Source organism: gamma proteobacterium symbiont of Axiagastus rosmarus (assembly GCF_059730925.1).
Genome location: NZ_AP035925.1, coordinates 2,811,075 through 2,837,214, shown reverse-complemented (window position 1 = coordinate 2,837,214; position 26,140 = coordinate 2,811,075). Strand labels below are relative to the sequence as shown.

Annotated in this window: 27 protein-coding genes and 1 riboswitch; of the genes, 16 read left to right on the top strand and 11 right to left on the bottom strand. The window is 60.5% G+C overall.

Features of this window, described 5'->3' with window-relative positions; all coding sequences use genetic code 11:
- Positions 1–4 precede the first annotated feature (4 nt).
- The 6 genes from gpmA to modE form a co-directional block, all read right to left on the bottom strand.
- On the bottom strand, positions 5–757 hold the full coding sequence (gene gpmA / locus AC6I8F_RS13325; RefSeq protein ID WP_010616013.1) for a 2,3-diphosphoglycerate-dependent phosphoglycerate mutase: 753 nt from the start codon (positions 755–757) through the stop codon (positions 5–7).
- Between the two features lie 152 nt (positions 758–909).
- Complete coding sequence (gene galM, locus AC6I8F_RS13320; RefSeq protein ID WP_058757860.1) at positions 910–1,944, bottom strand: galactose-1-epimerase; 1,035 nt, start codon at positions 1,942–1,944, stop codon at positions 910–912.
- Positions 1,938–3,086, bottom strand: coding sequence for a galactokinase (gene galK, locus AC6I8F_RS13315; protein WP_059010748.1), 1,149 nt, complete (start codon positions 3,084–3,086; stop codon positions 1,938–1,940). Before galK ends, galM begins: the two co-directional genes overlap by 7 nt.
- Entirely contained in the window at positions 3,087–4,130 is a 1,044-nt protein-coding gene (gene galT / locus AC6I8F_RS13310; RefSeq protein WP_498028108.1) for a galactose-1-phosphate uridylyltransferase, read from the bottom strand. It abuts the gene before it with no gap.
- 262 nt (positions 4,131–4,392) lie between these two features.
- Positions 4,393–5,865 carry a molybdate ABC transporter ATP-binding protein ModF gene (gene modF, locus AC6I8F_RS13305; protein ID WP_278427496.1) on the bottom strand — a complete coding sequence of 491 codons (1,473 nt, stop codon included), beginning with the start codon at positions 5,863–5,865 and terminating at the stop codon, positions 4,393–4,395.
- 76 nt (positions 5,866–5,941) lie between these two features.
- Complete coding sequence (gene modE / locus AC6I8F_RS13300) at positions 5,942–6,724, bottom strand: molybdenum-dependent transcriptional regulator (protein ID WP_278427495.1); 783 nt, start codon at positions 6,722–6,724, stop codon at positions 5,942–5,944.
- Between the two features lie 117 nt (positions 6,725–6,841).
- Here modE and AC6I8F_RS13295 point away from each other — a divergent pair, with 117 nt between their 5' ends.
- From AC6I8F_RS13295 to modC, 4 genes are all read left to right on the top strand, one after another.
- Entirely contained in the window at positions 6,842–7,000 is a 159-nt protein-coding gene (locus tag AC6I8F_RS13295; RefSeq protein ID WP_021508511.1) for an AcrZ family multidrug efflux pump-associated protein, read from the top strand.
- 127 nt (positions 7,001–7,127) lie between these two features.
- Positions 7,128–7,901: a molybdate ABC transporter substrate-binding protein gene (gene modA, locus AC6I8F_RS13290; RefSeq protein ID WP_278427493.1), complete on the top strand. Its 774-nt coding sequence runs from the start codon at positions 7,128–7,130 to the stop codon at positions 7,899–7,901.
- Positions 7,898–8,590: a molybdate ABC transporter permease subunit gene (gene modB / locus AC6I8F_RS13285; RefSeq protein ID WP_021508509.1), complete on the top strand. Its 693-nt coding sequence runs from the start codon at positions 7,898–7,900 to the stop codon at positions 8,588–8,590. Before modA ends, modB begins: the two co-directional genes overlap by 4 nt.
- Positions 8,590–9,648, top strand: a complete 1,059-nt coding sequence (modC, locus tag AC6I8F_RS13280; RefSeq protein ID WP_211726297.1) for a molybdenum ABC transporter ATP-binding protein ModC — start codon at positions 8,590–8,592, stop codon at positions 9,646–9,648. The genes modB and modC overlap by 1 nt, the downstream gene beginning before the upstream one ends.
- Before the next feature lie 107 nt (positions 9,649–9,755).
- On the opposite strand, the gene AC6I8F_RS13275 is transcribed toward modC, so the two are convergent.
- Positions 9,756–10,574, bottom strand: a complete 819-nt coding sequence (locus tag AC6I8F_RS13275) for a pyridoxal phosphatase (RefSeq protein WP_088516308.1) — start codon at positions 10,572–10,574, stop codon at positions 9,756–9,758.
- 148 nt (positions 10,575–10,722) lie between these two features.
- On the opposite strand from AC6I8F_RS13275, the gene pgl reads away from it, so the two are divergent.
- Positions 10,723–11,718 (top strand): 6-phosphogluconolactonase, encoded by a 996-nt coding sequence (gene pgl / locus AC6I8F_RS13270; protein WP_058781274.1) that lies wholly within the window; start codon positions 10,723–10,725, stop codon positions 11,716–11,718.
- Between the two features lie 78 nt (positions 11,719–11,796).
- Here the strand turns inward: pgl and AC6I8F_RS13265 are convergent, their stop codons facing one another.
- Together AC6I8F_RS13265 and bioA are read right to left on the bottom strand one after the other, a co-directional pair.
- Entirely contained in the window at positions 11,797–12,273 is a 477-nt protein-coding gene (locus AC6I8F_RS13265) for a kinase inhibitor (protein ID WP_058781275.1), read from the bottom strand.
- Between the two features lie 67 nt (positions 12,274–12,340).
- Positions 12,341–13,633 (bottom strand): adenosylmethionine--8-amino-7-oxononanoate transaminase, encoded by a 1,293-nt coding sequence (gene bioA, locus AC6I8F_RS13260; RefSeq protein WP_058781276.1) that lies wholly within the window; start codon positions 13,631–13,633, stop codon positions 12,341–12,343.
- 87 nt (positions 13,634–13,720) lie between these two features.
- Here bioA and bioB point away from each other — a divergent pair, with 87 nt between their 5' ends.
- Genes bioB through bioD form a run of 4 tightly spaced genes read left to right on the top strand, consistent with a single transcriptional unit; the run spans position 13,721 to position 17,308 of the window.
- Positions 13,721–14,752: a biotin synthase BioB gene (gene bioB / locus AC6I8F_RS13255; protein WP_058757850.1), complete on the top strand. Its 1,032-nt coding sequence runs from the start codon at positions 13,721–13,723 to the stop codon at positions 14,750–14,752.
- A complete protein-coding gene (gene bioF, locus AC6I8F_RS13250) occupies positions 14,753–15,904 on the top strand; it encodes an 8-amino-7-oxononanoate synthase (protein ID WP_498028107.1) in 1,152 nt (383 codons plus the stop codon).
- Entirely contained in the window at positions 15,885–16,640 is a 756-nt protein-coding gene (gene bioC / locus AC6I8F_RS13245; protein ID WP_260641222.1) for a malonyl-ACP O-methyltransferase BioC, read from the top strand. The genes bioF and bioC overlap by 20 nt, the downstream gene beginning before the upstream one ends.
- On the top strand, positions 16,637–17,308 hold the full coding sequence (gene bioD, locus AC6I8F_RS13240; RefSeq protein WP_498028106.1) for a dethiobiotin synthase: 672 nt from the start codon (positions 16,637–16,639) through the stop codon (positions 17,306–17,308). The genes bioC and bioD overlap by 4 nt, the downstream gene beginning before the upstream one ends.
- 42 nt (positions 17,309–17,350) lie before the next feature.
- Here the strand turns inward: bioD and AC6I8F_RS13235 are convergent, their stop codons facing one another.
- Positions 17,351–18,067 (bottom strand): ABC transporter ATP-binding protein, encoded by a 717-nt coding sequence (locus AC6I8F_RS13235; protein WP_021508499.1) that lies wholly within the window; start codon positions 18,065–18,067, stop codon positions 17,351–17,353.
- Positions 18,068–18,985: 918 nt separating this feature from the next.
- On the opposite strand from AC6I8F_RS13235, the gene uvrB reads away from it, so the two are divergent.
- Positions 18,986–21,007, top strand: a complete 2,022-nt coding sequence (uvrB, locus tag AC6I8F_RS13230) for an excinuclease ABC subunit UvrB (protein WP_021508497.1) — start codon at positions 18,986–18,988, stop codon at positions 21,005–21,007.
- Positions 21,008–21,037: 30 nt separating this feature from the next.
- On the opposite strand, the gene AC6I8F_RS13225 is transcribed toward uvrB, so the two are convergent.
- Entirely contained in the window at positions 21,038–21,940 is a 903-nt protein-coding gene (locus AC6I8F_RS13225; protein WP_021508496.1) for a gluconeogenesis factor YvcK family protein, read from the bottom strand.
- Positions 21,941–22,134: 194 nt separating this feature from the next.
- Positions 22,135–22,271, top strand: a riboswitch (molybdenum cofactor riboswitch).
- Here AC6I8F_RS13225 and moaA point away from each other — a divergent pair.
- The 6 genes from moaA to AC6I8F_RS13195 all read left to right on the top strand — a co-directional run bounded on the left by moaA (position 22,260) and on the right by AC6I8F_RS13195 (position 26,137).
- Entirely contained in the window at positions 22,260–23,246 is a 987-nt protein-coding gene (gene moaA / locus AC6I8F_RS13220; RefSeq protein WP_058781280.1) for a GTP 3',8-cyclase MoaA, read from the top strand. (Overlaps the previous riboswitch by 12 nt.)
- 17 nt (positions 23,247–23,263) lie before the next feature.
- Positions 23,264–23,779, top strand: coding sequence for a molybdenum cofactor biosynthesis protein B (moaB, locus tag AC6I8F_RS13215; protein WP_021508494.1), 516 nt, complete (start codon positions 23,264–23,266; stop codon positions 23,777–23,779).
- Between the two features lie 2 nt (positions 23,780–23,781).
- The gene (gene moaC / locus AC6I8F_RS13210; protein ID WP_058757847.1) at positions 23,782–24,267 is read left to right on the top strand and encodes a cyclic pyranopterin monophosphate synthase MoaC; all 486 of its coding nucleotides are present in this window, start codon (positions 23,782–23,784) and stop codon (positions 24,265–24,267) included.
- Entirely contained in the window at positions 24,260–24,505 is a 246-nt protein-coding gene (gene moaD, locus AC6I8F_RS13205) for a molybdopterin synthase sulfur carrier subunit (protein ID WP_021508492.1), read from the top strand. Before moaC ends, moaD begins: the two co-directional genes overlap by 8 nt.
- A 2-nt stretch (positions 24,506–24,507) precedes the next feature.
- Positions 24,508–24,960: a molybdopterin synthase catalytic subunit MoaE gene (moaE, locus tag AC6I8F_RS13200; protein ID WP_021508491.1), complete on the top strand. Its 453-nt coding sequence runs from the start codon at positions 24,508–24,510 to the stop codon at positions 24,958–24,960.
- A gap of 82 nt (positions 24,961–25,042) precedes the next feature.
- Positions 25,043–26,137 carry a DUF1615 domain-containing protein gene (locus AC6I8F_RS13195; protein WP_498028105.1) on the top strand — a complete coding sequence of 365 codons (1,095 nt, stop codon included), beginning with the start codon at positions 25,043–25,045 and terminating at the stop codon, positions 26,135–26,137.
- Positions 26,138–26,140: the final 3 nt, after the last annotated feature.

Genomic DNA, 26,140 nt, shown 5'->3' with positions numbered 1-26,140 from the left:
GAACTTACTTCGCTTTACCCTGGTTAGCAACGGCGGCGGCTTTCGCTGCGATCTCGTCGGCATCACCCAGATAGTAATGTTTGATTGGCTTGAAGTTCTCGTCGAACTCATACACCAGCGGTACGCCGGTTGGGATGTTCAGTTCGAGGATCTCATCTTCGCTCATGTTATCGAGGTATTTCACCAGCGCGCGCAGTGAGTTACCGTGCGCGGCAACGATCACTTTCTCACCGCTCTTGATGCGCGGCAGAATGCTCTCGTTCCAGAATGGGATCACGCGATCGATGGTCAGTGCCAGGCTTTCGGTGGTTGGCAGCTGCGCGTCGGTCAGGGATTTGTAACGCGGGTCGTGGCCCGGGAAACGCTCGTCGTTACGATCCAGCTCTGGCGGCGTAACGGCAAAGCCGCGGCGCCACTGTTTCACCTGATCGTCGCCATATTTGGCGGCGGTTTCCGCTTTGTCCAGACCCTGCAGCGCACCGTAGTGACGCTCGTTCAGACGCCAGGTTTTTTCGACCGGCAGCCAGGCCTGATCCAGCTCATCCAGCACGTTCCACAGAGTGTGGATGGCACGCTTCAGCACGGAGGTGTAGGCAAAATCAAACACGAAACCTTCTTTTTTCAGCAGCTGACCGGCTGCTTTGGCTTCGGTGCGACCCTTGTCGGACAGATCCACGTCGTACCATCCGGTGAAGCGGTTTTCCTGATTCCACTGGCTTTCGCCGTGGCGCACCAGAACCAGCTTAGTTACGGCCATAGCTTTACTCCTTAATGCTTAATGTTTCGATGATGATAGAAACCGGCTGCGGCCGCTGATTTCAGCGGCACACTGATAGCGCCATACCATAGCGGAAAACAGCGCACGGCGTAAGCCTGTCGGCACCGCAGTGCGCGTTTTTCAACCGGCGCTTAGTGCGGGGTGAAGCGATAACGCGTCACGGAGTGCCATGTGTCGCCGGGCTGCAGCCAGCAATCAGGCTGCGGCCACTCGCTATGGTTGGGCGAATCCGGTAAAAACTCACTCTCCAGAGCGATGCCCTGGAAAGCAGTATAGCTGCCCTGTTCACGGGCGCGCGTTCCCTCCAGATAGTTGCCGGAGTAGAACTGCAGCGCCGGCGCGGCGGTGAACACGCTCACGCTAAGTTTGTCGTCCGCTGACCACAGCTGCGCAGCAGGCTGGCTGCTGTCACCGGCGGTGGTGAGCAGAAACGCGTGATCGTAACCTTTCACCGCGCGCTGATCGTCGTCGGCCAGGAACTCATCCGCCACGCGTTTCGGCTGGCGGAAATCAAAGCTGGTACCGTCTACCGCTTTCAGCGGCGCATTGGGAATGCCTGCGCTGTCCACCGGCAGATAACGATCGGCCTGCAGTTGTAAGCGATGCTGGCGCGCGTCGCCATGATGCGCATCAAGGTTGAAGTAAGCATGGTTGGTCAGGTTGACCGGACAGGCCTGATCGGTCTGCGCTTCATAGCGAATCGACAGGCAGTTATCGTCATCGAGCTGATAAATCACATCGGCAATCAGATTGCCGGGGTAGCCCTGGTCGCCGTCCGGCGAATCAAGACGATAGTGCACTTCGCTGTCACTCTGGCTGAGAATCTGCCAGCGGCGCTTGTCGAAACCCTGCGGCCCGCCATGCAGCTGGTGCGGACCCTGATTGGCCGCCAGCAGCCGGTTAAGCGGCTTCAGCTCAGCGAAGGCGATGCGGTTCGCGTAACGCCCGATGGTGGCACCGAGATAAGCATCCTGATGCAGATAGTCGGACGGCGTGGCGCAGCCGAGCAGCGCTTCGCGCACGCTGCCGTCCTGCATCGGCACGCGCGCCGACAGCCAGGTGGCGCCCCAGTCCATAAAGGTGGCGACCATGCCGTTGCGGTTGCGCAACACGGTGATGCGCCACGGCTGGCCGTCCGGCGCATGAGAGTTGACGTCGCTTACCATTGGCCGGCTCCTGCTGAGGCTTTACACACGTAAAAGGTCTCTTTGATGCCGGTCTGCGCTTCGTACTGCTGCGCCACCGCCGCTTTCACCCGATCGACCAGATCGGTTGGCATCAGGGCGACAATACAGCCACCGAAGCCGCCGCCGGTCATGCGCACGCCGCCGCGCGGGCCGATTTCCGCTTTAACAATCTCCACCAGCTGATCGATGGGCGGTACGGTGATCTCAAAATCGTCGCGCATTGAGGCGTGCGAGGCCGCCATCAGCTCACCCATGCGTTGCAGATCGCCGCTGCTCAGCGCGTCCGCCGCTTCCAGCGTACGCGCATTTTCGGTGATCACGTGACGCACGCGTTTGGCCACCAGCGGATCGAGCTGCTGTTCTGCCGCCGCAAACTCCTCCAGCGTCACGTCGCGCAGCGCCTTTTTGTTAAAGAAGCGCGCACCGGTTTCGCACTGCTCGCGGCGGGTATTGTATTCGCTGCCCACCAGATTACGGCGGAAGTTCGAGTTGATGATCACCACCGCGACATCCTCCGGCATGGATACGGCGCGCGTGCCCAGCGTGCGGCAGTCCAGCAGCATGGCGTGATCCTGCTGGCCGAGCGCTGAAATCAGCTGATCCATGATGCCGCAGTTGCAGCCAACAAACTGGTTCTCCGCTTCCTGCCCGTTAACGGCAATCGCTGCGCCGTCGAGCTTCAGCTGATACAGCTGCTGGAACACGGTGCCCACCGCCACTTCCAGCGAGGCGGACGAGCTGAGACCGGCACCCTGCGGCACGTTGCCGCTGATCACCATATCCACGCCGCCAAAGCTGGCGTCGCGCTGCTGCAGATGTTTCACCACGCCGCGCACGTAATTGGCCCACATCGGTTCGCTGAGCGGCTCAATCGGCGCATCCAGCGAGAAGCTATCCTGCTGATTGTCGTAATCCACCGCCACCACGCGCACCTGGCGATCGTCGCGGCGGGCGCAGGCAATCACGGTCTGATAGTCAATGGCGCAGGGCAGCACGAAGCCGTCGTTGTAATCGGTATGCTCGCCGATCAGGTTCACCCGGCCCGGTGCCTGAATGCTGTGGCTCGGCGCGTAGCCGAAGGTGTCAGCGAAAACCTGTTGAGTGATCGATTTTAAAGACATTTATTGTTCCTCGCGGAAATGGATAGCGCTGACAGAGCGCAGACGTTCTGCTGCCTGTTCCGCCGTTAAATCACGTTGGGTCTCGGCCAGCATCTCGTAGCCAACCATAAATTTTCGTACCGTCGCGGAGCGCAGCAGCGGGGGATAGAAGTGCGCGTGCAGCTGCCAGTGATCGTTGGCTTCGCCGTTAAACGGCGCGCCGTGCCAGCCCATCGAATAGGGGAACGAGCACTGGAACAGATTGTCGTAACGGCTGGTGAGCTGCTTGAGCGCCAGCGCCAGATCGGTGCGCTGCGCCTCGCTGAGATCGGTAATACGTTTCACGTGCGTTTTAGGCAGCAGCAGGGTTTCAAACGGCCAGGCCGCCCACCACGGCACTACCGCCAGCCAGTGTTCGGTTTCAACCACGGTACGACTGCCGTCCTGCAGTTCGCGCGTTACGTAATCCACCAGCAGCGGCGTACCTTTCTCAGCAAAGTAGCGGCGCTGGTTGTCATCCTCTTTTTGCGCTTCATTCGGCAGAAAACTGTTGGCCCACACCTGACCGTGCGGATGCGGATTCGAGCAGCCCATGGCTGCGCCTTTGTTTTCAAATACCTGCACCCACGGATAGTGCTGACCGAGTTCAGCGGTCTGCTCCTGCCAGGTACGCACGATGTCCTGCAAGTTGTGCAACGGCAGTTCGGGCAGGGTTTTGCTGTGATCCGGTGAGAAGCAGATCACCCGGCTGGTACCGCGCGCGCCTTCACAGCGCATCAGCACATCATCGCTCTGCGGCGCGTCCGGCGTATCGGTCATCAGCGCGGCAAAGTCATTAGTGAATACGTAAGTGCTTTTGTAATCGGGATTTTTGTCGCCGGTGATACGGGTATTACCGGCGCACAGGAAGCAGTCCGGATCGTGTGCGGGCAGTTGCTCCAGCGCCGGCGTCTCCTGCGCACCCTGCCACGGACGTTTGGCGCGATGCGGTGACACCAGCACCCATTGATCGATCAACGGGTTATAGCGGCGATGCGGATGATCGACCGGGTTAAATTTTTGCATAACAAGTCCTGGTAATCGGCAAACAGAAGAAAATCACTGCCTTCAACGTAGCATAACGGTGGCGCTGAAAGCGTGATCCAGTCTGGATAAATGGTATCGTTTACACAAGGTGACGATTCTCATTTTGTGGGTTTATGCGCAGCGTTTGCTGAATAATGCGGCAGGCTAGTGGTAGCGGTTACATTTTTAGGGAAGGAAATCTGTCAGGTGCGTACTGTTATCGCCGGGCCGCCATGGATGGCGACCCGCTCATCAATGAAAACTAACGCAACGCCTCCTGCTGATAGACATAGCCCGCGCCCTGTTTTACAAAACTCAGGCGGTGGGTGATGCACTGCGGCGCGTCCTCGGCGTGGTGGGACACAAACATCAGCTGGGTACGGCCTTCGCCGATCAGCACATCAACAAAGCGGCGCACCAGCTGGCGGTTAATGGGATCGAGCCCCTGCAGCGGTTCATCCAGGATTAACAGCGTCGGGTGCTTCACCAGCGCGCGCGCAATCAGCACCAGCCGCTGCTGGCCCCACGACAGGCTATGAAACGGCGCATCGGCCAGCGCATTGTCCATGCCAAGCAGCGCCAGCCACTGGCGCGCCAGCGCTTTCTGCCGATCCGATACCGCCTGATACAGACCGATCGAATCAAAAAAGCCTGAGAGGATCACCGTACGCACGTTACAGCTGACGCGGTAATCCAGATGCAGGCTGCTGCTGACGTAACCGATATGCTGCTTGATGTCCCAGATGGTTTCACCGCTGCCGCGCCGAATACCAAACAGCGTTAAATCATTGCTGTAGCCCTGCGGATGATCGCCGGTGACCAGGCTGAGCAGGGTCGATTTACCCGCGCCGTTGGGGCCGATGATCTGCCAGTGCTCGCCGGGATTGACCTGCCAGTTCAGGCCGTCGATCACCGCATGATCGTTATACGACACCACGCCGTTGCGCAGGATAACGCGCGGCGCATCTGCCGCCAGCTGCGGCAGCTGATCCGGCTGGTCCGGCTCCGGCAGCGCCATGCCCTGCAGGCGTTCGCTGTGCGCCAGCTGCGCCACCAGCGCTTCGGCGAGAATCGCCTGGCGCGCGCCCACGTGCGTCAGCGTGCACTCCGCCAGCACGCCGACCTGCTGGACAAAATCCGGAATATCGTCAAAGCGGTTCAGCACCAGTACCACGGTGTAGCCGTCGCGATTCAGCTGATGCAGCGTATCGGCGAGGCTGGCGCGCGATGCCACATCCAGACCATCAAAAGGTTCGTCGAGGATCAGCAAATCCGGCTGCGCCATCAGCGCCTGACACAGCAGCGTTTTGCGCGTTTCGCCGGTAGAAAGGTATTTGAAGCGGCGAGTCAGTAAAGCGCTGATGCCAAACTGCTGGGCCAGCGCCTGCGCCCGCGCCTCATCCTTTACTTCATCCTGAATGATCTCCAGCGCGGTGCGGCCGGTGTCATCTTCGCCTTCACTCAGCAGATCGGTGTTGTTGCGCTCCCACTCCTGCGTCACCAGCTGTTGCAGCTGCTCCAGCGACAGACGGGTGCGGCGCTGAAAATCCTGCCGCAGCTCGCCCTTTGCCGCCGTCAGCTCGCCGGACAGCGCGCGCGCCAGCGAAGATTTACCGCTGCCGTTGGCACCGACAAAGGCCCAACTTTCGCCGCTGTGCAGGGTTAAGTCCGGCAGGGTCAGGGTACGGCTATCGCTCAGGTGAAATATGCCTTGCGAAATTTGCAATGAGGCCATGATTTGTTCCGTTTTCTGCATCAAGTCGCTCAGTTGTAGCGAGCCAGCGAAATGAAGTCAAATCATGGCGGCCAGATCAGAGCAGTGTGGCGATGATGGCGTGTTCGGCATTAAAACAGGCGGTCACGGCGCTGCCGGGCTGCAGATTATGCTGGCGAAGCACCTGGCTGGGGACGGTGGCGCACAGCATTTCACCGCCCGTCAGCGCAATCAGCACTTCACTCTGCGTTTCGCCAGGTTCAATGGTGTGGACAACGCCCGGCAGCTGATTATTGCCCTCTGCGGCGTCAGGCGTCAGGCGGATCCACGGCGCTTTGATCAGCACCAGCACCTCTTTACCGCTGTCGAGCTGCAGCCGCTCCGCGCTGCGTTCGGTCAGGGCCACCTGCAGGCGCGTCACGCCGTCGTTCAGCAGTACCTCAACATGCTGTTGTACCTGCTGACGATCGCGCGCCTGCACCGTACCAAACAGCTGGTTGCGCGCGCTGGTTTGCAGGGAAAAGCGGGCGATCGCCGCCAGCAGGCTGTCGAGCGGCAGGCTGTCGTTTTGCAGCACGTCAAAGGCTTTTTGCTGGATCTGTTCCATCAGCTGAAACAGCTGAATTAATCGCTCGCCGTAGCGCGTCAGCCGGGCACCACCGCCGCCTTTGCCGCCGGTCGCGCGTTCGACCAGCGTCTGATCCGCCAGCTGATTCATCTCATTGATGGCGTCCCAGGCGCTTTTATAGCTGATGCCCGCCAGTCTGGCGCCCTGGCTGATGGAGCCGGTTTCCTGCACGCGCCTGAGCAGCTCGATACGGCGCGGATCGGCAAACAGCTTCTGCTGAAGACGAATGTGAAGAGAGAGTTCTGCCTGCATGTCAGCTCCTTAGGTGAATGCGCCAATTGTAAGGCCTAAAGTAAAAGCACGAAAAGGGCAGTGCCTTTTTTTCTCCAGCCGTTACAATCACTTTTTTACTCTTTGCGCGAGGTTTCCATGCTGGAACTGTTAAAAAGCCTGGCGGTCGCCATCATCATGGTGCCCATCGTGATGGCGATTATGCTGGGTCTGATTTACGGCCTGGGTGAAGTCTTTAACGTCATCTCTAAATTTGGCCGCCGCGACGACCGTCCCGCCAATAGCTCACACCACTGATTTTTAACGCCCGCACGCTGCGGGCGTTTTGCCCTTAACTTCCCGCCGTTTTTGCCGATATAAAGCTCATGACAGCTTTCAGGCTCGCGTTGTATTATCAACTATATAACGTAACCTGGAGCTCTCTATGCAAAATACGCTTTATCACTGGGCGGCGGCGGCCGTGGTCACCGTGTCGCTGTCGGGTCAGGCGCTGGCGGCGGAGAAAATTACTGTGTTCGCTGCGGCGTCGCTGACCAATGCTATGCAGCAGATTGCCACGCAATATCAGCAAAAAAGCGGCGTTGAAGTGGTATCCTCGTTCGCTTCCTCGTCGACGCTGGCGCGGCAAATCGAGCAGGGCGCCCCGGCAGATCTGTTTATCTCTGCCGATCAGCAGTGGATGGACGATGCGGTGGCAAAAAACAGCGTGATCGGCAGTACGCGCTACACGCTGCTGGGCAACGATCTGGTGCTGGTGGCGGCAAAAAGCGCTAACGCGCAGCCGGTGACCATCAATGCGCAGACCCACTGGCAGAACCTGCTTAAGGGCGAGCGCCTGGCGGTGGGCGATCCGGATCACGTGCCGGCAGGCATTTATGCCAAAGAAGCGCTGCAAAAGCTGGGCGCGTGGGACACGCTGGCTTCACGGCTCGCACCGGCTAACAACGTGCGTGCCGCGCTGGCGCTGGTGGAGCGACGCGAAACGCCGTATGGCATCGTGTACGGTTCCGACGCGGTAGCCAGTGATAAAGTGCAGGTGGTCGGACGCTTCCCCGAAGCGAGTCACAAACCCGTAGAGTACCCGATGGCGGTGGTCAGCGATCACCAGAACGCAGCGGTGCAGGCCTTCTATGACTATCTGCAGGGGCCGGATGCCGCTGCCGTGTTTAAACAGTATGGATTTACGCCGAAGAGATGATACTGAGCGATCCCGAATGGCAGGCCGTGTTCCTCAGCCTGAAAGTTTCCTGCGTGGCGGTGCTGTGCAGCCTGCCGTTTGGCATCCTGATGGCCTGGATTCTGGCGCGCTGTCGCTTTCCCGGCAAAACCCTGCTCGATAGCCTGATTCACCTGCCGCTGGTGCTGCCGCCGGTGGTGGTGGGCTATTTGTTGCTGCTGACGCTGGGCCGGCGCGGCCTGATTGGCAGCTGGCTGTATGACTGGTTCGGTATCACCTTCGCCTTCAGCTGGCGCGGTGCGGTGCTGGCCTCGGCGGTGATGGCGTTTCCGCTGATGGTGCGCGCCATTCGTCTGGCACTGGAAGCGGTAGACAGCCGGCTGGAGCAGGCGGCGCGGACCTTAGGCGCGGGCCGCTGGCGGGTGTTTTTCACCATCACGCTGCCGCTGACTTTTCCGGGCATCATCGTGGGCACCGTGCTGGCGTTTGCCCGCTCGCTCGGTGAGTTTGGTGCCACCATTACCTTTGTCTCCAACATTCCCGGCGAAACCCGCACCATCCCGTCAGCCATGTTTACCCTGATTGAAACGCCCGGCGCGGAAGGCACCGCGGCGCGGCTGTGCGCGGTGGCGATTGCGCTGGCGCTGCTGTCGCTGGTGGCCTCGGAGCTGCTGGCGCGCTGGGGCCGCAAGCGGCTGGGAGCGGCCTGATGCTGAAAATCAACATTGCGCAACAGCTCGGTGAGCATCAGCTCAACGTCGATGTGGAGATTCCGGCCAGCGGCATCACCGCGATCTTTGGCGTGTCCGGTGCAGGAAAAACCTCATTAATCAATGCCATAAGCGGTCTGACGCAGCCGCAGAGTGGCCAGATTGCGCTTAACGATCGTCTGTTGTTTGACCGCGACAGCGGCATCAATCTGCCGCCGGAAAAACGCCGCATCGGCTACGTGTTTCAGGATGCGCGCCTGTTTCCTCACTATCGCGTGCGCGGCAATCTGCAGTATGGCATGGCGCCTAAAATGAAGGCGCAGTTCGGGCCGCTGGTGACGCTGCTGGGACTGGATGCGCTGCTGGATCGCTATCCGGCCTCGCTGTCGGGTGGCGAAAAGCAGCGTGTGGCGATGGGCCGGGCGCTGCTGAGCGCGCCGGATATCCTGCTGATGGACGAACCGCTGGCGTCGCTCGATCTGCCACGCAAGCGCGAGCTGATGCCCTATTTGCAGAAGCTGGCGAAGCAGGTGGAGATTCCGCTGCTGTACGTGAGCCACAGCCTGGAGGAGATTGTCCAGCTGGCGAATCAGGTGCTGGTGCTGGATAACGGTAACGTCAAAGCCTTCGGCGCGCTGGAAAAAGTGTGGGGCAGCAGCGCGATGCGGCCCTGGCTGCCGGCGGCCGAGCGCAGCAGCGTGCTGCGCGTGCAGGTGCTGGAGCAGCATCCGGATTACCCGATGACCGCGCTGTCGCTTGGCGATCAGCACATCTGGGTCAGCCGGGTGAATCAGCCGGTGAAAAGCGTACTGCGCATCCGTATCGCCTCGGCGGACGTGTCGCTGGCGCTGCAGCCGCCGCAAAATACCTCGATCCGCAATATTTTACCGGCGCAGGTGGTGGAGCTGCTGGAGCTGGACGACCAGGTCGAAGTGAAGCTGCGCATCGGCGTCAGCGAGCTGTGGGCGCGCATTTCACCGTGGGCGCGCGACGAACTGAATATCCGGCCCGATCAGTGGCTGTATGCGCAGATCAAGAGCGTGTCGATTACCGCGTAACATAAACCGGACGACAGTGCGGTACGTCCGGTCTGCGGATCAGCGCGATTTTTCGCGCTTTTTTCGGGTTAACCTGACTGATGCCTTGTGCCGCGATCAGCCTGGCGTTACAGCACTTCCTGGTAGATCACCTGCGCAATGCCCGGCTCAAGGTTGGTGCCGATTACTTTGCGCGCGCGCGCTTTGATGGCGTCATCGGCATTGCCCATCGCCACGCCCAGTCCGGCCTGCTCCAGCATGCTGAGATCGTTGTAATTGTCGCCAAACGCCAGCACGTCCTGCATGCTCAGACCCTGACTCGCCACCCACTGCGCCAGGCGTTTGCCTTTGCTGTTGCCGGCCTGGGCGATGTCGACCTGATCGTGCCACGACCATTCACACGCCAGACCCAGCTCGCGTTCGGTGCGTTCGGCAAACTGCTGCAGCGCGCGGGTATCCGGATGCGACAGGGCAAATTTCCAGATCGACTGCGCGTCGTGCGCCGCCTGCGCCAGACTCGGCACCTGCACAAACAGCGGGCGCTGCGCTTCCGGCAGCGACTGCGCCCAGTTAAGGGTGCGCGTCACATGGCCGGTCGCTTCCTGGTACAGCATCGCATCATCGACATACAGCAGACCGTGAATATTCTCCTGATCGAGCATCTCAATCACCCGCGCCGCCTGACGTTTCTCCAGCGGATCGGCAGCCAGTACCCGTTGCGCCTGGTAATCGTACAGGTACGTGCCGTTACAGCAGATGGCGGGCGTTGTCAGCTGCAGCGCCTGATAAAACGGGTGAATCGCGCAGTGATGGCGACCGGTGACGATCAGCACCTGAACGCCAGCCTGTTGCGCGCGGGCTAAGGCTTCAAGGGATTCTGGCAGGATGGTTTTGTTTGGGGTCAGGAGGGTGCCGTCAAGGTCAAGGGCGATTACGCGGTAGCTCATTACACTTTCCGTCCGGAGTTAGCAAAGCATTAAGTCTACACCCGCCAGCGGCCCTGAGACAAAAAGCAGGGCACAAATCAGCCCAGCGCGCGGCGGTGAAACGCGCTACAGTTACTGTTTTTCATCAGGCAGCGAATAAGGAAAACGCATGAAACAAGTCGTGTATACCGCCAGTCCCGAGAGCCAGCAGATCCACGCCTGGCAGATGCAGGAAGATGGCGCACTGACGTTATTGCAGGTCACGGATGTGGCCGGCCAGGTGCAGCCGATGGTGGTGAGCCCGAAGAAAGATTTTCTCTATGTCGGCGTGCGTCCGAATTTTCGCGTACTGGCGTACCGCATTGCGGCCGACGGTACGTTGAGCCTGGCCGGTGAAGCGCCGCTGCCGGGCAGCCCGACTCACATTTCTACCGACCGCCAGGGCAACTATCTGTTCTGCGGCTCCTATAACGATGCCTGCGTCAGCATCAGCCCGATTGGCAGCGACGGCCTGCCGCAGGCGCCGCTGCAGGTGATTAACGGGCTGGAGGGCTGCCATTCGGCGAATATCGACCTCAGCAACCAGACCCTGTTTGTGCCGGCGCTGAAACAGGATCGCATCTGCCTGTATCAGCTGCAGGCGGACGGCACGCTGGCACCGCGCGCGCAGCCGCAGGTGACCACCGTAGAAGGCGCCGGCCCGCGTCATATGGCGTTCCACCCGAACGGCGCCTATGGCTATGTGGTTAACGAACTGGACAGCACCGTCGACGTCTGGGCGCTGAATAATGTTAACGGCCAGGTCGAGCGCGTGCAGAGTCTTGATATCATGCCACCGGGCTTCAGCGACACACGCTGGGCAGCGGATATCCATATCACCCCGGACGGTCGCTTCCTGTATGCCTGTGACCGCACCAGCAGCACGCTGACCGTGTTCAGTATCAGTGAGGACGGCTCGGTGCTGACGATTGAAGGTTATCAGCCGACCGAAACTCAGCCGCGTGGCTTTAACATTGATGGCAGCGGTCAGTATCTGGTAGCGGCGGGGCAGAAATCGCATCACATTGAAGTCTATCGCATTGGCGATCGTGGCCTGCTGCAACCGCTGGCGCGTTACGCCGTGGGTCAGGGGCCGATGTGGGTAGTGATTCACGCGCTGGACTGAGGAACGCGCTTCGGTCATGCAGGGTCGCCATCTACGGCGACCTCTGCCGGGGTGCGCAGCGATGCGCACCTTATGCAATCAGGCGTATTTCACCGTGATCGACGCGCTGGCCAGCGCATGGAAGTGCACGTTGAAGCCGACCATCGCGCCGCTGGCACCTTCGTCCACCTCAATTTTCTCCACGTCCAGCGCATGCACCGTAAAGATGTAGCGATGCGATTCGCCCTGCGGCGGTGCTGCACCACCGTAACCGCTCTGACCGAAATCGGTGCGCGTCTGAATGGCACCCTCCGGCAGTTCCGCCACGCCGGAACCGGCGCCCTGTGACAGCACGGTCACCTCAGCCGGAATATTGGCGACCACCCAGTGCCACCAGCCGGAGCCGGTCGGGGCATCCGGATCGTAGCAGGTCACCACAAAGCTTTTGGTGCCGGCCGGCACTTCATCCCATGCCAGGTGCGGCGACAGATTATCGCCCTGGTAACCCATGCCGTTAAACACGTGGCGCTCGGGCATTTTATCGCCATCGTTAAAATCCTGGCTCACTACGCGCATGATCTCTCCTTTCCTGTTGTGTACTGCTCTCCATGATGGTGGAAAATGGCGGCGAGTGCCAGCGGTGTCAGGGCTGAAAGTGGCCGTCCACCGCCAGTGCAGCGCTTAGCGCCGCCGTCAGCTGCGTCAGCTGTGCGGCAGAAATCAGATAAGGTGGCATCAGGTAAATCAGCTTACCGAACGGGCGAATCCACACGCCGCGTTCCACGAAGAACTGCTGCAGCGCCGCCATGTTCACCGGCTGATGGGTTTCAATCACGCCAATCGCCCCCAGCACGCGCGCATCCGCCACCATCGGATGGTCGCGCAGCGGCAGCAGTTCCGCACGCAGCTGCTGTTCAATCGCCGCTACCTGCGCCGGCCAGTGCCCTTCGTTGATCAGCTTCAGGCTTTCAACCGCCACCGCACAGGCCAGCGGATTGCCCATAAAGGTCGGACCATGCATAAAGCAGCCCGCCGCGCTGCGGCTGATGGTATCGGCGACGTCGCGCGTGGTCAGGGTGGCGGAAAGTGTCAGGGTGCCGCCGGTCAGCGCCTTGCCGAGGCACAAAATGTCCGGCGTGATGCCGGCGTGCTCGCAGGCAAACAGCTTGCCGCTGCGGCCGAAGCCGGTGGCGATCTCATCGGCGATCAGCAATAAACCGTAGCGATCGCACAGCGCCCGCACCTGTTGCAGATAGCGTGGATGGTAAAAGCGCATGCCGCCGGCACCCTGCACGATAGGTTCGAGGATCACCGCGGCGATACTGCGATGGTGCTGCTCGATTAGCCGGGCGAAATCGGCAATATCGTTGTCATCCCAGTCATCGTCAAAGCCACACTGCGGCGCACGGGCAAACAGATGCTCGGGCAGGTAGCCGCGCCACAGGCTGTGCATGGAGTTTTCCGGATCGCAGACCGACATGGCGGCAAACGTATCGCCGTGATAACCGCGCTGCAGCGTGAGGAATTTCTGCCGCGTCTCTCCGCGTCCCAGCCAGTACTGCAGCGCCATTTTCATCGACACTTCGACGGCGATCGAGCCGGAATCGGCGAGGAACACGCACTCCAGCGCCTCGGGCGTCATGGCGATCAGCTGGCGGCTCAGCTCTACGGCTGGCGGATGGGTGATGCCGCCAAACATCACGTGTGACATCTGCGCCATCTGTTGCTGCAACGCCTGATTGAGGCGCGGATGGTTATAGCCGTGGATCGCTGCCCACCACGACGACATGCCGTCGACCAGCTCACGTCCATCGGCAAGCTGCAGCGTGCAGCCGTGCGCGGCCACCACCGGGTAGCACGGCAGCGGATCGCGCATTGAGGTGTAAGGATGCCAGATATGCTGGCGGTCAAAGCGGAGGTCGTCCTGTGTGAACATCTGTCTTGTAAACCATTTTGAAAAGATTTAGTTTACAAGTATAACCACGTTAATCGTCAGGATGAACCCCCTTTTTTGGAGTAAGCAATGGCTAATCGCTGGACACTGGCTCAGGCTCAGGCGCTATTTGATAAACCTTTTCTCGAGCTGATGTTTGAAGCACAGCAGGTGCACCGCCAGCACTTCGACCCGCGTCAGGTGCAGGTCAGCACGCTGCTGTCGATCAAAACCGGCGCCTGTCCGGAAGACTGTAAATACTGTCCGCAGAGCGCGCGTTACAAAACCGGGCTGGAAACCGAGCGCCTGATGGAGGTGGAAGCGGTGCTGGAATCGGCGCGCAAGGCCAAAGCAGCCGGCTCCAGCCGCTTCTGCATGGGCGCGGCGTGGAAAAACCCGCACGAGCGCGACATGCCGTACCTTGAGCAGATGGTGCAGGGCGTGAAAGCCATGGGCATGGAAACCTGCATGACGCTGGGCACGCTCGACCACGATCAGGCGCAGCGGCTGGCCAGCGCCGGGCTCGATTTTTACAACCATAACCTCGACACCTCGCCGGAGTTTTACGGCAGCATCATCACCACCCGTACCTATCAGGAGCGTCTTGATACGCTGGATAAAGTGCGCAACGCCGGCATCAAAGTGTGCTCGGGCGGCATTGTCGGGCTGGGCGAAACGGTCAACGACCGCGCCGGATTGCTGGTGCAGCTGGCCAACCTGCCCACGCCGCCGGAGAGCGTGCCGATTAACATGCTGGTGAAAGTCAAAGGCACGCCGCTGGCGGATAACGATGACGTCGAGCCGTTCGACTTTATCCGCACCATTGCCGTGGCGCGCATCATGATGCCAACCTCGCACGTGCGCCTGTCGGCCGGTCGCGAGCAGATGAGCGAACAGACCCAGGCGATGTGCTTCATGGCGGGTGCCAACTCGATTTTCTACGGCTGCAAGCTGCTGACCACGCCAAACCCGGAAGAGGACAAAGATCTGATCCTGTTCCGCAAGCTGGGCCTGAATCCGGAGCACACCGCCACGACTGCAGGCGATAACGAACAGCAGCATCAGCTCAGCGAGCAGTTGCTGCACGCCGACAGCGCGCAGTTCTATAACGCGGCCGTGTAAATGTGGTCTGAACGTATTGCGCAGGCGCTGACGGCGCAGCGTGCCGCCGACGGCTGGCGGCAGCGGCGGCGCATTGAGCACAACAGCGTGCGTGAAATTACCCTCGACGGGCAGCGCTATCGCCACTTCTCCAGCAATGATTACCTCGGCCTGAGCCAGCATCCGGCGGTGATGGCCGCCTGGCAGCAGGGCGTACGCGAGGCGGGCGTCGGTGCCGGCGCTTCCGGCCACGTCACCGGCTACAGCCGTCACCATGCGCAGCTGGAGCAGCAGCTGGCGTCCTGGCTCGGCTATCCGCGCGCGCTGCTGTTTATCTCCGGCTTTGCCGCCAACCAGGCAGTGATCCATCTGCTGGCGCAAAAGTCGGATCGCATTATCGCTGACAAACTGGCGCACGCCTCGCTGCTGGATGCCGCCAGCCACAGTCCGGCAACGCTGCGCCGTTTTGCCCACAACCAGCCGGCCAGCCTGGCGAAGCTGCTGGCGACGCGCGCGGAAGGCGGCACGCTGGTGGTGACCGAGGGCGTATTCAGCATGGATGGCGACAGTGCGCCGCTGGCTGAACTTGCCGCCGAAACCCGGCGCGCGGGCGGCTGGCTGCTGGTGGACGATGCGCACGGCATTGGCGTCACCGGTGAGCAGGGGCGCGGCAGCTGCTGGCAGCAGCAGGTGAAACCGGAACTGCTGGTGGTGACCTTTGGTAAAGGCTTTGGCGTCAGCGGCGCCGCGCTGCTGTGTGATGACGCCACCGCAGATTACGTCGAGCAGTTCTCGCGCCATTTAATCTATTCCACCGCCATGCCGCCGGCGCAGTGCTGTGCGCTGCTGGCGGCACTGGCGCAGATCCAGCAGGGCGACGCGCTGCGCGCGCGGTTGCAGCAAAATATTGCCCGCTTTCGCGCGGGAGCGGCGCAGTTGCCGTGGCAGCTAATGGCCTCTGACAGCGCCATTCAGCCGCTGATCGTTGGCGAAAACCGTGCCGCGCTGGCGCTGGCGCAGCGGCTGACGCAGGCCGGTTGCTGGGTGAGCGCGATCCGGCCACCGACGGTGCCGCCGGGTACCGCGCGGCTGCGCATTACGCTCACCGCGGCGCATCATCCCGAAGATATCGACGCGTTGCTGGAGGCACTGTATGACGCTGCAGGTGAATAAACAGGCGGTGGCGCAGGCGTTTGGCCGGGCGGCCGCGCACTACGAACAGCATGCTCAGCTGCAGCGCCAGAGCGGCGAGGCGCTGCTGGCGCTGGCGCCGGCCGGATTTGGCCCGCAGCTGCTGGACGCCGGCTGCGGCACCGGCTGGTTCAGCCGCTACTGGCGCGATCGCGGTCGCCAGGTCTGCGCGCTGGATCTGTCACCGGCGATGCTGCAGGCGGCACGCGAACAGCACTCGGCGCACGACTATTTACAGGGCGATATCGACCAGTTACCGCTGGCGGATAACAGCGTCGACGGCGTCTGGAGCAACCTGGCGGTGCAGTGGAGCAGCGATCTGCGCACCGCGCTGCAGCAGTTTCTGCGCGTGACGCGCCCGGGCGGCAGCGTGCTGTTCTCGACGCTGCTCGACGGCTCGCTGCAGGAGGTGCACCAGGCGTGGGCGCAGATCGATGGTCGGCGTCACGCCAATCGCTTCCTCAGCGGCGATGCCTTTGCCCTGGTGACCGCGGGCCTGCCGCTGCGCAGCCAGACGCAGATTGTCACGCTGCACTTCCCCAGCGCGCTCAGTGCCATGCGCTCGCTGAAAGGCATCGGCGCAACGCATCTGCACGATGGGCGACACGCGGCTCTGCTGACGCGCCCCCAGCTGGCGCAGCTGGAGCAGCACTGGCCGCAGGATGCGCACGGCTATCGTCTGAGTTATCACCTGATGTATGGAGTTTTACAAAAATGACACTCTGGTTTATTACCGGAACTGACACCGAAGTGGGCAAAACAGTCGCCAGCGGCGCCCTGTTGCAGGCGGCCAGCGCTGCGGGATTACGCACTGCCGGCTACAAACCGGTGGCCTCCGGCTGCGAGGTCACGCCCGACGGCGTGCGCAACAGCGACGCGCTGGCGCTGCAGCGCTACAGCAGCCTGGCGCTGAGCTATGAGCAGGTAAACCCGCTGGCGTTCATCGAACCGACGTCGCCGCATATCGTCAGCGCAGAAGAGGGCAGACCGATTGAATTTGCGCAGCTCTCCGCTGGCTTACGCGCGCTGGAGCAGCAGGCTGAATGGGTGCTGGTGGAAGGCGCGGGCGGCTGGTTCACGCCGCTGTCCGCAACGCAAACCTACGCCGACTGGGTCGCCGCCGAGCAGCTGCCGGTGATTCTGGTGGTCGGCGTGAAGCTCGGCTGCATCAACCACGCCATGCTGACGGCGGAAGCGGTGAAGGCGCGCGGGTTGCGCCTTGCCGGCTGGATTGCCAATGACATCCAGCCGCCGGGTAAGCGACATGCGGAATATCTGGCGACGCTACAACAGCGCATTGCGGCCCCGTTCCTCGGTGAGATTCCGTGGCTGAGCAGCGCGGCGCAGCAGGCCGACTGTGGCCGTTACCTTACCCTGCCAGAGTAAATGGCGCGGCGGCGCAGCACTCTGCGCCGCAGGCTACCGACGCTAGGTGGCCGTTAACCACTTACTCACCGTTACATCATCCAGCTGCGCCACGCTGCCCTGCGCCACGTTGCGGCCACGATGCAGCAGCAGAAAATAGTCCGCCACGCGGCGAATGAACGACACATGCTGTTCGAGCAGCAGAATCGTCAGGCCATAGTCGCGGTTCAGGCGGCGAATCAGATTCCCCATCTCCTCCTCCAGCCACGGCGACATGCCTTCGGTGGGTTCATCCAGGATCAGCAGTTTCGGCTGCAGCACCAGCGCGCGCGCCAGGGCCAGCTGCTGCTGCTGATCCATCGGCAGTTCGCCGCTGCGCTGATGACGCAGCGAGTAGAGCGCCGGAAACAGATCAAACACCATCTCGGGAATGGCGCGGCTGCGATCGTCCTGTGCCGCCATCAGCGCAATCAGCAGGTTATCTTCCACGCTCATCTGGGAAAAGATGTGGCGTCCCTGTGGTACGTAGCCGATGCCCATGCGCGCGCGTTGCTCAGCAGGCTGCAGCAGCAGGTTTTCCGGCGGCGCGCCGTCTTCCTGCCAGGTCATCGATCCACTATTAATGGGCAGGCGACCCATAATACAGTTCACCAGCGTGGTTTTGCCCATCCCCGGGCTGCCCAGCACGCCGGTGCAGGTGCCTGGCGGCAGATCGAGATCCACATCCCATAAAATATGGTTCTGACCGTAAAATTGATTCACCGAACGTAAACTCAGCATCTGACATTCTCCTTCCAGATTATTCGCCTGAATGCTCCCGCTCTGTGTCGTCTGGCATACAGTCATGCACAATGGCTATTGGGACACTGCTGTCGCCGGCGGCGCTTGTTCATCCTGCCGGCATGGACTCGTCACTCTACCGTTAATTCACTGCAATTCTCAGGCCAGATCCGCCAAAGCAGCCTCAACCGGGGTAAAAGGCAGCGAAACTCGCCATAATTGATGAGAAAAGCTTAACAATTGCCCACAGTAATAACTCGCGTGCACTTTGACGGTGCTGACTGCTTAACGTTTCTGGTGCATCTGTGCTGTCATAAGGCAGGGACTGAAGAAATAAGTGGCCTTAACGCTTGGCTTTTTCCCGTTACGGCACGATGGGGTACGCCAAAAGAATAGTTAAAGCCGCACGGGATGGTGGAAAAATAATCGCAAAAAAAAATTTTTCGCACGGCAGGATAAGCGAGGGGAAAATTATACACAGCCGATGGACGTGGGGCTGGATTCAGTTATCCACTATTCCTGTGGATAACCTTGTGCATTAGCGACTGAAAACCGGGCGCAAGCGAGGAAATACGCGGGTTGCATACATAATGCTGCGAAACTGGGCTTATGAGTCAATCTCTTTTAAATCAGCAGGTTATTTAAAAGCAAGCCTGAGAATTGTCTGGCTTGTCATCAGACTGCAATTTAATGACGCTCTATTGACAATTGTTAAAAGCGTTGCTCGTCTGGGGATAACCTTGCGCAACAAACGCTTCCGGATTACCGCATAAATTACGCTGAAGCGAATCGCGACATCTCCCCATCATCGTGCAGCATATCTGTAATTATATCCAGTATTTTTTTCTGGCAAAATCGCCATAGCAGAGTAGAATTACCAGCCTGCCCGCCGACTTCTTCAGCAGGAACCGTAATACCATGAGTAAAGCCTTTAAACTCAACTCCGCTTTCAAACCTTCAGGCGATCAGCCTGAGGCGATTCGTCGCCTTGAAGAAGGGCTGGAGGATGGACTGGCGCACCAGACGCTGCTGGGGGTTACCGGTTCAGGAAAAACTTTTACCATCGCCAACGTCATTGCCGATCTCAACCGGCCGACCATGGTAATGGCACCGAATAAAACGCTGGCGGCACAGCTGTATGGCGAGATGAAAGAGTTCTTCCCGGATAACGCGGTCGAGTTCTTCGTCTCCTACTACGACTACTATCAGCCGGAAGCCTACGTGCCCAGTTCGGATACCTTCATCGAGAAAGATGCAGCGGTAAACGAGCACATCGAGCAGATGCGTCTCTCTGCCACTAAAGCGATGCTGGAGCGCCGCGACGTGATTGTGGTGGCGTCGGTTTCTGCTATCTACGGCCTGGGCGATCCCGATCTCTACCTGAAAATGATGCTGCATCTGACGCGCGGCATGATCATCGACCAGCGCAGCATCCTGCGCCGCCTCGCCGAACTGCAGTACACCCGCAACGATCAGGTTTTCCAGCGCGGCACCTTCCGCGTGCGTGGCGAAGTGATCGATATCTTCCCGGCGGAATCCGATGACATTGGTCTGCGTGTAGAGCTGTTTGATGAAGAGGTTGAGCGCCTGTCGCTGTTCGACCCGCTGACCGGCCAGGTGATCTCGGTGATTCCGCGTTTCACCATCTACCCGAAAACGCACTACGTGACGCCACGCGAGCGTATTCTGCAGGCGATGGAAGAGATCAAGGATGAGCTGGCGGTGCGGCGCAAGGTGCTGCTGGAGAACAACAAACTGCTGGAAGAGCAGCGCATCACCCAGCGCACCCAGTTTGACCTCGAAATGATGAACGAACTCGGCTACTGCTCGGGCATTGAAAACTATTCGCGCTATCTCTCCGGGCGCGGACCGGGCGAGCCGCCGCCGACGCTGTTTGATTACCTGCCGGCGGATGGCCTGCTGGTGGTCGATGAATCCCACGTGACTATTCCGCAGATTGGCGGCATGTATCGCGGTGACCGCGCGCGTAAAGAGACGCTGGTGGAGTACGGTTTCCGCCTGCCGTCGGCGCTGGACAACCGTCCGCTGCGCTTTGAAGAGTTTGAAGCGCTGGCACCGCAGACCATTTACGTCTCGGCCACGCCAGGTAACTACGAGCTGGAGAAATCGGGCGGCGACGTCATCGATCAGGTGGTGCGGCCTACCGGTCTGCTCGATCCGATCCTTGAGGTGCGTCCGGTGGCGACCCAGGTCGACGATCTGCTGTCGGAGATCCGCAAGCGCGTCGAAATCAACGAGCGCGTGCTGGTCACTACGCTGACCAAGCGCATGGCCGAAGACCTCACCGAGTATCTTGAGGAGCACGGTGAGAAGGTGCGTTATCTGCACTCCGACATTGATACCGTTGAGCGTATGGAGATCATTCGCGATCTGCGTCTCGGGGAGTTTGACGTGCTGGTGGGGATCAACCTGCTGCGCGAAGGGCTGGATATGCCGGAAGTGTCGCTGGTGGCGATTCTTGACGCCGATAAAGAGGGCTTCCTGCGCTCCGAGCGCTCGCTGATTCAGACCATCGGACGCGCGGCGCGTAACGTCAACGGCAGAGCGATTCTCTACGCAGATAAGATCACGCCGTCGATGGCGCGGGCGATGGAAGAGACCGAGCGCCGCCGCGAGAAGCAGCAGCGTTATAACGAAGAGCGGGGCATTGTGCCGCAGGGCCTGAACAAGAAAATCACCGATATTCTTGAGCTGGGCAAAAACGTGGTGAAAACGCGCGGCAAAGGTAAAACGGCTTCACGCACTGCCGCCGAGGCTGAGGCCAGCTATCTGGCGCTCACGCCACAGGCAATGCAGAAGAAGATTCACGAGCTGGAAGGGCAGATGCAGCAGCACGCGCAGAACCTGGAGTTCGAAGAGGCCGCGCGGGTGCGCGACCAGCTGCACGAGCTGCGTGAACTGTTTATCGCCGCCTCTTAATGTGAAGCCGGCTGTCGCGTTGCGCTCCGGCTAAACCGCCTGAATGGCATGTTCCAGCGCGCGGCGCAGCAGCTGGCGGTCGTGACGATAGCGGATATCGGCGGCTTCCAGCGGTTCGCGCACGATCAACCGCTCAGTGACGCCGCGCGTGTCTGCTGACGGGCCAACCACCACGGCGTCAATCACCCGTTTGCCAATGGCTTTTTCCATCATCGCCAGCTTGTCTGCGACCGTCAGGCTGGCCGCCGCCGGACTCAGTTCGCGCCCGAGATTTCCGATGAACACCATGGTGGCGGGCGTCCGGCGCAGCGCGCGTGCCATCTCCTCCATCAGCAGAATCGGCATCAGGCTGGTGTAAAAACTGCCGGGACCAATCAGGATCAAATCGGCCTCGGCGACGGCGTCCAGCGCTTCACGCGTCGGCACCACATTGGGGTGCAGCATCAGCTCTTCCGGCGCCTGCTTCATTTCGTCAATCGCCGTTTCGCCGTACACCATATTACCTTCGCTATCCTGCGCGACCAGGTCCACCGGCTGCTCAGACATCGGAATCAGAAACGCATCCACCTTCAGCAGGTTGCGGATAATGTTGATGGCTTCCAGCGGACGCACGCTGAGATGATCGAGCGCTTTCAGGATCAGATTGCCCAGATTATGCCCGGCCAGTTCGCCGTTGCCGGTAAAGCGATACTCGAACATGGCAGAGGCCACGCTGGGTTCGGTGATCAGCTGATTAATGCAGTTGCGCATGTCGCCCCAGGCAATGCCGCCTTCTGAACGGCGTATGCGGCCGGTGGATCCGCCGTTGTCGGTGGTGGTGACGATGCCGGTCAGGCGTGAGCCCAGTGGCGCCAGCGCCGACATCACGCGGCCAAGGCCGTGGCCGCCGCCGAGTGCCACCACGCGATCCAAATCTGCCAGGGTACGATTCATGCTGCTCCTTAAAACGCCGCACGTGAGGTGCAGACGGCGTTCAACTGATGTGTATCAATATCTGTCGCGCATTTTACCGTATCCTGTCGCGAAAATGCGGTGAAATAACGTTATGTATCAATATATATAGCGATAAATGCCGATGGATGCGAGCGTCAAATCGCGCTACCATTTGCTTTAACCGTGTTGTCCACAATGACAACAGACTCCCAAGCCTTGCGTTCCTAAGTCGTGTGATATGGATGCCTGGCCGCAGCCGCGAGCTGCCAGGGTGCAGAAAGAAATGACTGCATCTCCCGTACTTTGGAAAGGTGTTCAGGTGCCACAATTTACAGATGCCTATGCGCGCAGCTTTTATTATCTGCGCCTGTCGGTCACGGATGTGTGTAACTTCCGTTGTACCTACTGCCTGCCCGACGGCTACCGGCCGAACGGCGTGCACAACAAAAGTTTTCTCTCGCTGGATGAGATTCGTCGCGTGACGCGTGCCTTTGCGGCGGCGGGCACCGAAAAAGTGCGCCTGACCGGCGGCGAACCCTCGATGCGGCGCGACTTCACCGATATCATTGCCGCCGTGCGCGACAACGCGGCAATCCGCCAGATCGCCATGACCACCAATGGCTACCGCATGGCGCGCGACGTCGGCGCCTGGCGTGCGGCAGGCCTCACCCATATCAATGTCAGCGTCGACAGCCTCGACGCACGGCAGTTTCACGCCATTACCGGGCAGAACAAGTTTCACGAAGTCATGGCGGGGATTGATGCGGCCTTTGATGCCGGTTTCAGCACCGTCAAAGTCAACAGCGTGCTGATGCGCGACGTCAACAGCCACAATCTGGAGACCTTTCTGGCGTGGATCCGCACCCGGCCGATTCAGCTGCGCTTTATCGAGCTGATGGAAACCGGCGAGGGCGGCGATCTGTTCCGCCGTCATCATGTGTCCGGCGAGGTGATCCGCGATCAGCTGATCATGCAGGGCTGGCAGCGCCAGCCGCGCGGCCGCAGCGATGGCCCGGCCCAGGTGTTCCGCCATCCGGATTATCAGGGTGAAGTTGGCCTGATCATGCCGTATGAAAAAGATTTCTGCGCCAGCTGTAATCGCCTGCGCGTATCGGCGATCGGTAACCTGCATCTGTGCCTGTTTGGCGACGGCGGCGTGCCGCTGCGCGACCTGCTGGCCTCCGACGATCAGCAGGCCGAGTTGCAGGCGCGCATCGCCCACAGCCTCGGGCAGAAGAAGCAGACGCATTTCCTGCATCAGGGCAATACCGGCATCACGCAGAACCTCTCCTTCATTGGTGGCTAAACACAGGAGTTACGGCCATGGGTAAACCTTCCGGCGATTTTGTCGCCTTAAATGCGGCGGTGATGACCGTCTCTGACAGCCGCGACGCCAGCAGTGACAGCTCTGGCGACTATCTGCGTGAGGCGCTGACCGAAGCCGGGCATCAGGTGGTCGATCACGCCATCGTCCCGGACAACCGTTATCGCATCCGCGCCACGCTGTCGCGCTGGATTGCCAGTGAAGATGTGCAGGTGGTGCTGATTAACGGCGGCACCGGCTTTAACAGTAAAAACAGTACGCCGGAAGCGCTGTTGCCGCTGCTGGATCGCGAAATTGACGGCTTTGGCGAACTGTTTCGCATGATCTCCTACGAGGAGATCGGCAGCGCGACGCTGCAATCACGCGCGGTGGCCGGTCTGGCCAACCAGACGCTGCTGTTTGCCGTGCCGGGCTCAACCGGTGCCTGCCGCAGCGCATGGGAGCGGATCATTGAAGCCCAGCTGGATGCGCGTACGCGTCCGTGTAATTTTGTCTCACATTTGAAGAAGTTATAAGCATGTCCTCGTTAACCCATATCAACGCGGCCGGCGAAGCCCACATGGTGGACGTCTCCGGCAAAACTGACACCGTGCGAGAAGCGCAGGCGGAAGCGCTGGTGCTGATGCAGCCGGCCACGCTGCAAATGATCCTCGACGGCAGCCATGACAAAGGCGATGTGTTCGCCACCGCACGCATTGCTGGCATCCAGGCGGCGAAGCGTACCTGGGAACTGATTCCGCTGTGCCATCCGCTGATGCTGAGCAAAGTCGAGGTGACGCTGGTGGCTGAGCCGGAGCACAGCCGCGTACGCATTACCTCGCGCTGTCGCCTGAGCGGCAAAACCGGCGTGGAAATGGAAGCGCTGACCGCCGCGTCGGTCGCGGCGCTGACCATCTACGACATGTGCAAAGCGGTGCAGAAAGATATCGTCATCGACCAGCTGCGACTGCTGAGCAAAAGCGGCGGTAAATCCGGTGATTTCCAGGCGGTGCGCCATGATTAAGGTGCTGTTTTTTGCCCAGGTGCGCGAACTGACCGGCACCGCCGCGCTGGATCTGGCGGCAGAGTATGCTGACGTCGCCACATTGCGCGCTGCGCTGGCGCAGAAAAGCGATCGCTGGGCGCTGGCGCTGGAGTCCGGCAAGCTGCTTGCGGCGGTGAATCAGACGCTGGTGCCGATGAACCATCCGCTGCGCGCCGGCGATGAAGTGGCGTTCTTCCCGCCGGTTACCGGAGGCTGAGCATGACAACCCGAATTCGCGTCGGCAGCGCGCCGTTTAATGTTGGCGACGAGTATGCGCTGCTGGCGGCGCATGACAGCGACGGCGCGGTCGTCACCTTCACCGGCAAAGTCCGCAATCACAATCTCGGCGACAGCGTGGCCGCGCTGACGCTGGAGCATTATCCGGGTATGACGGAAAAAGCGCTGGCGGAGATTGTGGCGGATGCGCGTCAGCGCTGGGCGCTGCAGCAGGTGACGGTGATTCATCGCGTAGGCGAACTGTTCCCTGGTGATGAGATCGTGTTTGTTGGCGTCAGCAGCGCCCATCGCGGCAGCGCCTTTGCCGCCAGTGAATTCATCATGGATTACCTGAAAACCCGCGCGCCGTTCTGGAAGCGCGAAGCCACTGCGCAGGGCGATCGCTGGGTCGATGCCCGCGACAGCGATCATCAGGCCGCTGAACGCTGGAACTAGCGCGCAAAATCCGCCCGCGCTGATAGCCGCCAGACCACGAAAACGGTAAGGTACGGTTTTTGCTGGCTTATCAGGGAGCAGGATGAACACCACCACGATATTACCAGGCGCTGCGCTGCTGGCTGCGCTGGTGCTGGCCGGATGCAGCACCAAAAAGGAGCCGCAGCTGCCGGCCCGCCAGCCCGCTGACGTGAAAGCGCAAATTCAGCAATTGCTGCCCGCCCATGTGACGCAAAAATCGGCCTGGGCCGACGACATCTATACCGCGCTGCGCGTGCAGCACATCGACGCCAGCGCCAGCAACATTTGCGCGGTGATCGCCGTGACCGATCAGGAATCTAACTTCAGCGCCGATGCCACCGTGCCGGGTCTGCCAAAAATCGCCTGGGCGGAGATTGACCGCCGCGCCGCCAGCGTGCACGTGCCGGCGTTTCTGGTGCGCACCGCGTTACTGATCAAATCCTCTAACGGCGAGAGCTACGCGGCGCGTCTCGATAAGGTGCACAGCGAGAAAGAGCTGAGCGCCATTTTCGATGACTTTATCGATATGGTGCCGATGGGGCAGAAGCTGTTCGGCAATCTCAACCCAATCCACACCGGCGGGCCGATGCAGGTCAGCATTGCCTTCGCCGAAGCGCATGCACAGGGCTATCCGTACCCAATTGACGGTTCGATCCGGCGCGAAGTGTTTAGCCGGCGCGGCGGTATCTACTTCGGCACGCTGCACCTGCTGGGCTATCCGGTGGACTACAGCCAGCCGCTGTATCGCTTCGCTGACTTCAACGCCGGCTGGTACGCCAGCCGCAACGCCGCGTTCCAGGCTGCGGTGGCGCGTGCCAGCGGCATCAAACTGGCGCTGGACGGCGACCTGATCCGCTACGGCAGCGAACAGGCGAGCGCCACCGAACTGGCGGTGCGCACGCTGGCGAAGCAGCTGGACATGAGCACACGTGAGATTCGCCGCGATCTGGAGAAGGGCGACAGCGAAAGCTTCAGCGACAGCACGCTGTGGAAACAGACCTTTATCCTCGCCGATAAGATGGCGGGAAAACGTCTGCCGCGCGAAGTGCTGCCGGGCATTAAGCTGGAGAGCCCGAAAATTACCCGTAATCTCACCACCGCGTGGTTTGCCCAGCGGGTTGACGGGCGATATCAGCAGTGTATGACGCGCCGTTGACGA

Bases quoted from the DNA above. Each gene is read 5' to 3' on its own strand.
- galT (WP_498028108.1), bottom strand. From the start codon at position 4,130: ATGCAAAAATTTAACCCGGTCGATCATCCGCATCGCCGCTATAACCCG.
- modA (WP_278427493.1), top strand. From the start codon at position 7,128: ATGCAAAATACGCTTTATCACTGGGCGGCGGCGGCCGTGGTCACCGTG.
- moaD (WP_021508492.1), top strand. From the start codon at position 24,260: ATGATTAAGGTGCTGTTTTTTGCCCAGGTGCGCGAACTGACCGGCACC.
- bioF (WP_498028107.1), top strand. From the start codon at position 14,753: ATGTGGTCTGAACGTATTGCGCAGGCGCTGACGGCGCAGCGTGCCGCC.
- gpmA (WP_010616013.1), bottom strand. From the start codon at position 757: ATGGCCGTAACTAAGCTGGTTCTGGTGCGCCACGGCGAAAGCCAGTGG.
- modB (WP_021508509.1), top strand. From the start codon at position 7,898: ATGATACTGAGCGATCCCGAATGGCAGGCCGTGTTCCTCAGCCTGAAA.
- modF (WP_278427496.1), bottom strand. From the start codon at position 5,865: ATGGCCTCATTGCAAATTTCGCAAGGCATATTTCACCTGAGCGATAGC.
- AC6I8F_RS13225 (WP_021508496.1), bottom strand. From the start codon at position 21,940: ATGAATCGTACCCTGGCAGATTTGGATCGCGTGGTGGCACTCGGCGGC.
- moaB (WP_021508494.1), top strand. From the start codon at position 23,264: ATGGGTAAACCTTCCGGCGATTTTGTCGCCTTAAATGCGGCGGTGATG.
- bioC (WP_260641222.1), top strand. From the start codon at position 15,885: ATGACGCTGCAGGTGAATAAACAGGCGGTGGCGCAGGCGTTTGGCCGG.
- bioB (WP_058757850.1), top strand. From the start codon at position 13,721: ATGGCTAATCGCTGGACACTGGCTCAGGCTCAGGCGCTATTTGATAAA.
- bioD (WP_498028106.1), top strand. From the start codon at position 16,637: ATGACACTCTGGTTTATTACCGGAACTGACACCGAAGTGGGCAAAACA.
- bioA (WP_058781276.1), bottom strand. From the start codon at position 13,633: ATGTTCACACAGGACGACCTCCGCTTTGACCGCCAGCATATCTGGCAT.
- AC6I8F_RS13295 (WP_021508511.1), top strand. From the start codon at position 6,842: ATGCTGGAACTGTTAAAAAGCCTGGCGGTCGCCATCATCATGGTGCCC.
- moaE (WP_021508491.1), top strand. From the start codon at position 24,508: ATGACAACCCGAATTCGCGTCGGCAGCGCGCCGTTTAATGTTGGCGAC.
- galM (WP_058757860.1), bottom strand. From the start codon at position 1,944: ATGGTAAGCGACGTCAACTCTCATGCGCCGGACGGCCAGCCGTGGCGC.
- AC6I8F_RS13195 (WP_498028105.1), top strand. From the start codon at position 25,043: ATGAACACCACCACGATATTACCAGGCGCTGCGCTGCTGGCTGCGCTG.
- AC6I8F_RS13275 (WP_088516308.1), bottom strand. From the start codon at position 10,574: ATGAGCTACCGCGTAATCGCCCTTGACCTTGACGGCACCCTCCTGACC.
- moaC (WP_058757847.1), top strand. From the start codon at position 23,782: ATGTCCTCGTTAACCCATATCAACGCGGCCGGCGAAGCCCACATGGTG.
- AC6I8F_RS13265 (WP_058781275.1), bottom strand. From the start codon at position 12,273: ATGCGCGTAGTGAGCCAGGATTTTAACGATGGCGATAAAATGCCCGAG.
- uvrB (WP_021508497.1), top strand. From the start codon at position 18,986: ATGAGTAAAGCCTTTAAACTCAACTCCGCTTTCAAACCTTCAGGCGAT.
- AC6I8F_RS13235 (WP_021508499.1), bottom strand. From the start codon at position 18,067: ATGCTGAGTTTACGTTCGGTGAATCAATTTTACGGTCAGAACCATATT.
- pgl (WP_058781274.1), top strand. From the start codon at position 10,723: ATGAAACAAGTCGTGTATACCGCCAGTCCCGAGAGCCAGCAGATCCAC.
- modC (WP_211726297.1), top strand. From the start codon at position 8,590: ATGCTGAAAATCAACATTGCGCAACAGCTCGGTGAGCATCAGCTCAAC.
- modE (WP_278427495.1), bottom strand. From the start codon at position 6,724: ATGCAGGCAGAACTCTCTCTTCACATTCGTCTTCAGCAGAAGCTGTTT.
- galK (WP_059010748.1), bottom strand. From the start codon at position 3,086: ATGTCTTTAAAATCGATCACTCAACAGGTTTTCGCTGACACCTTCGGC.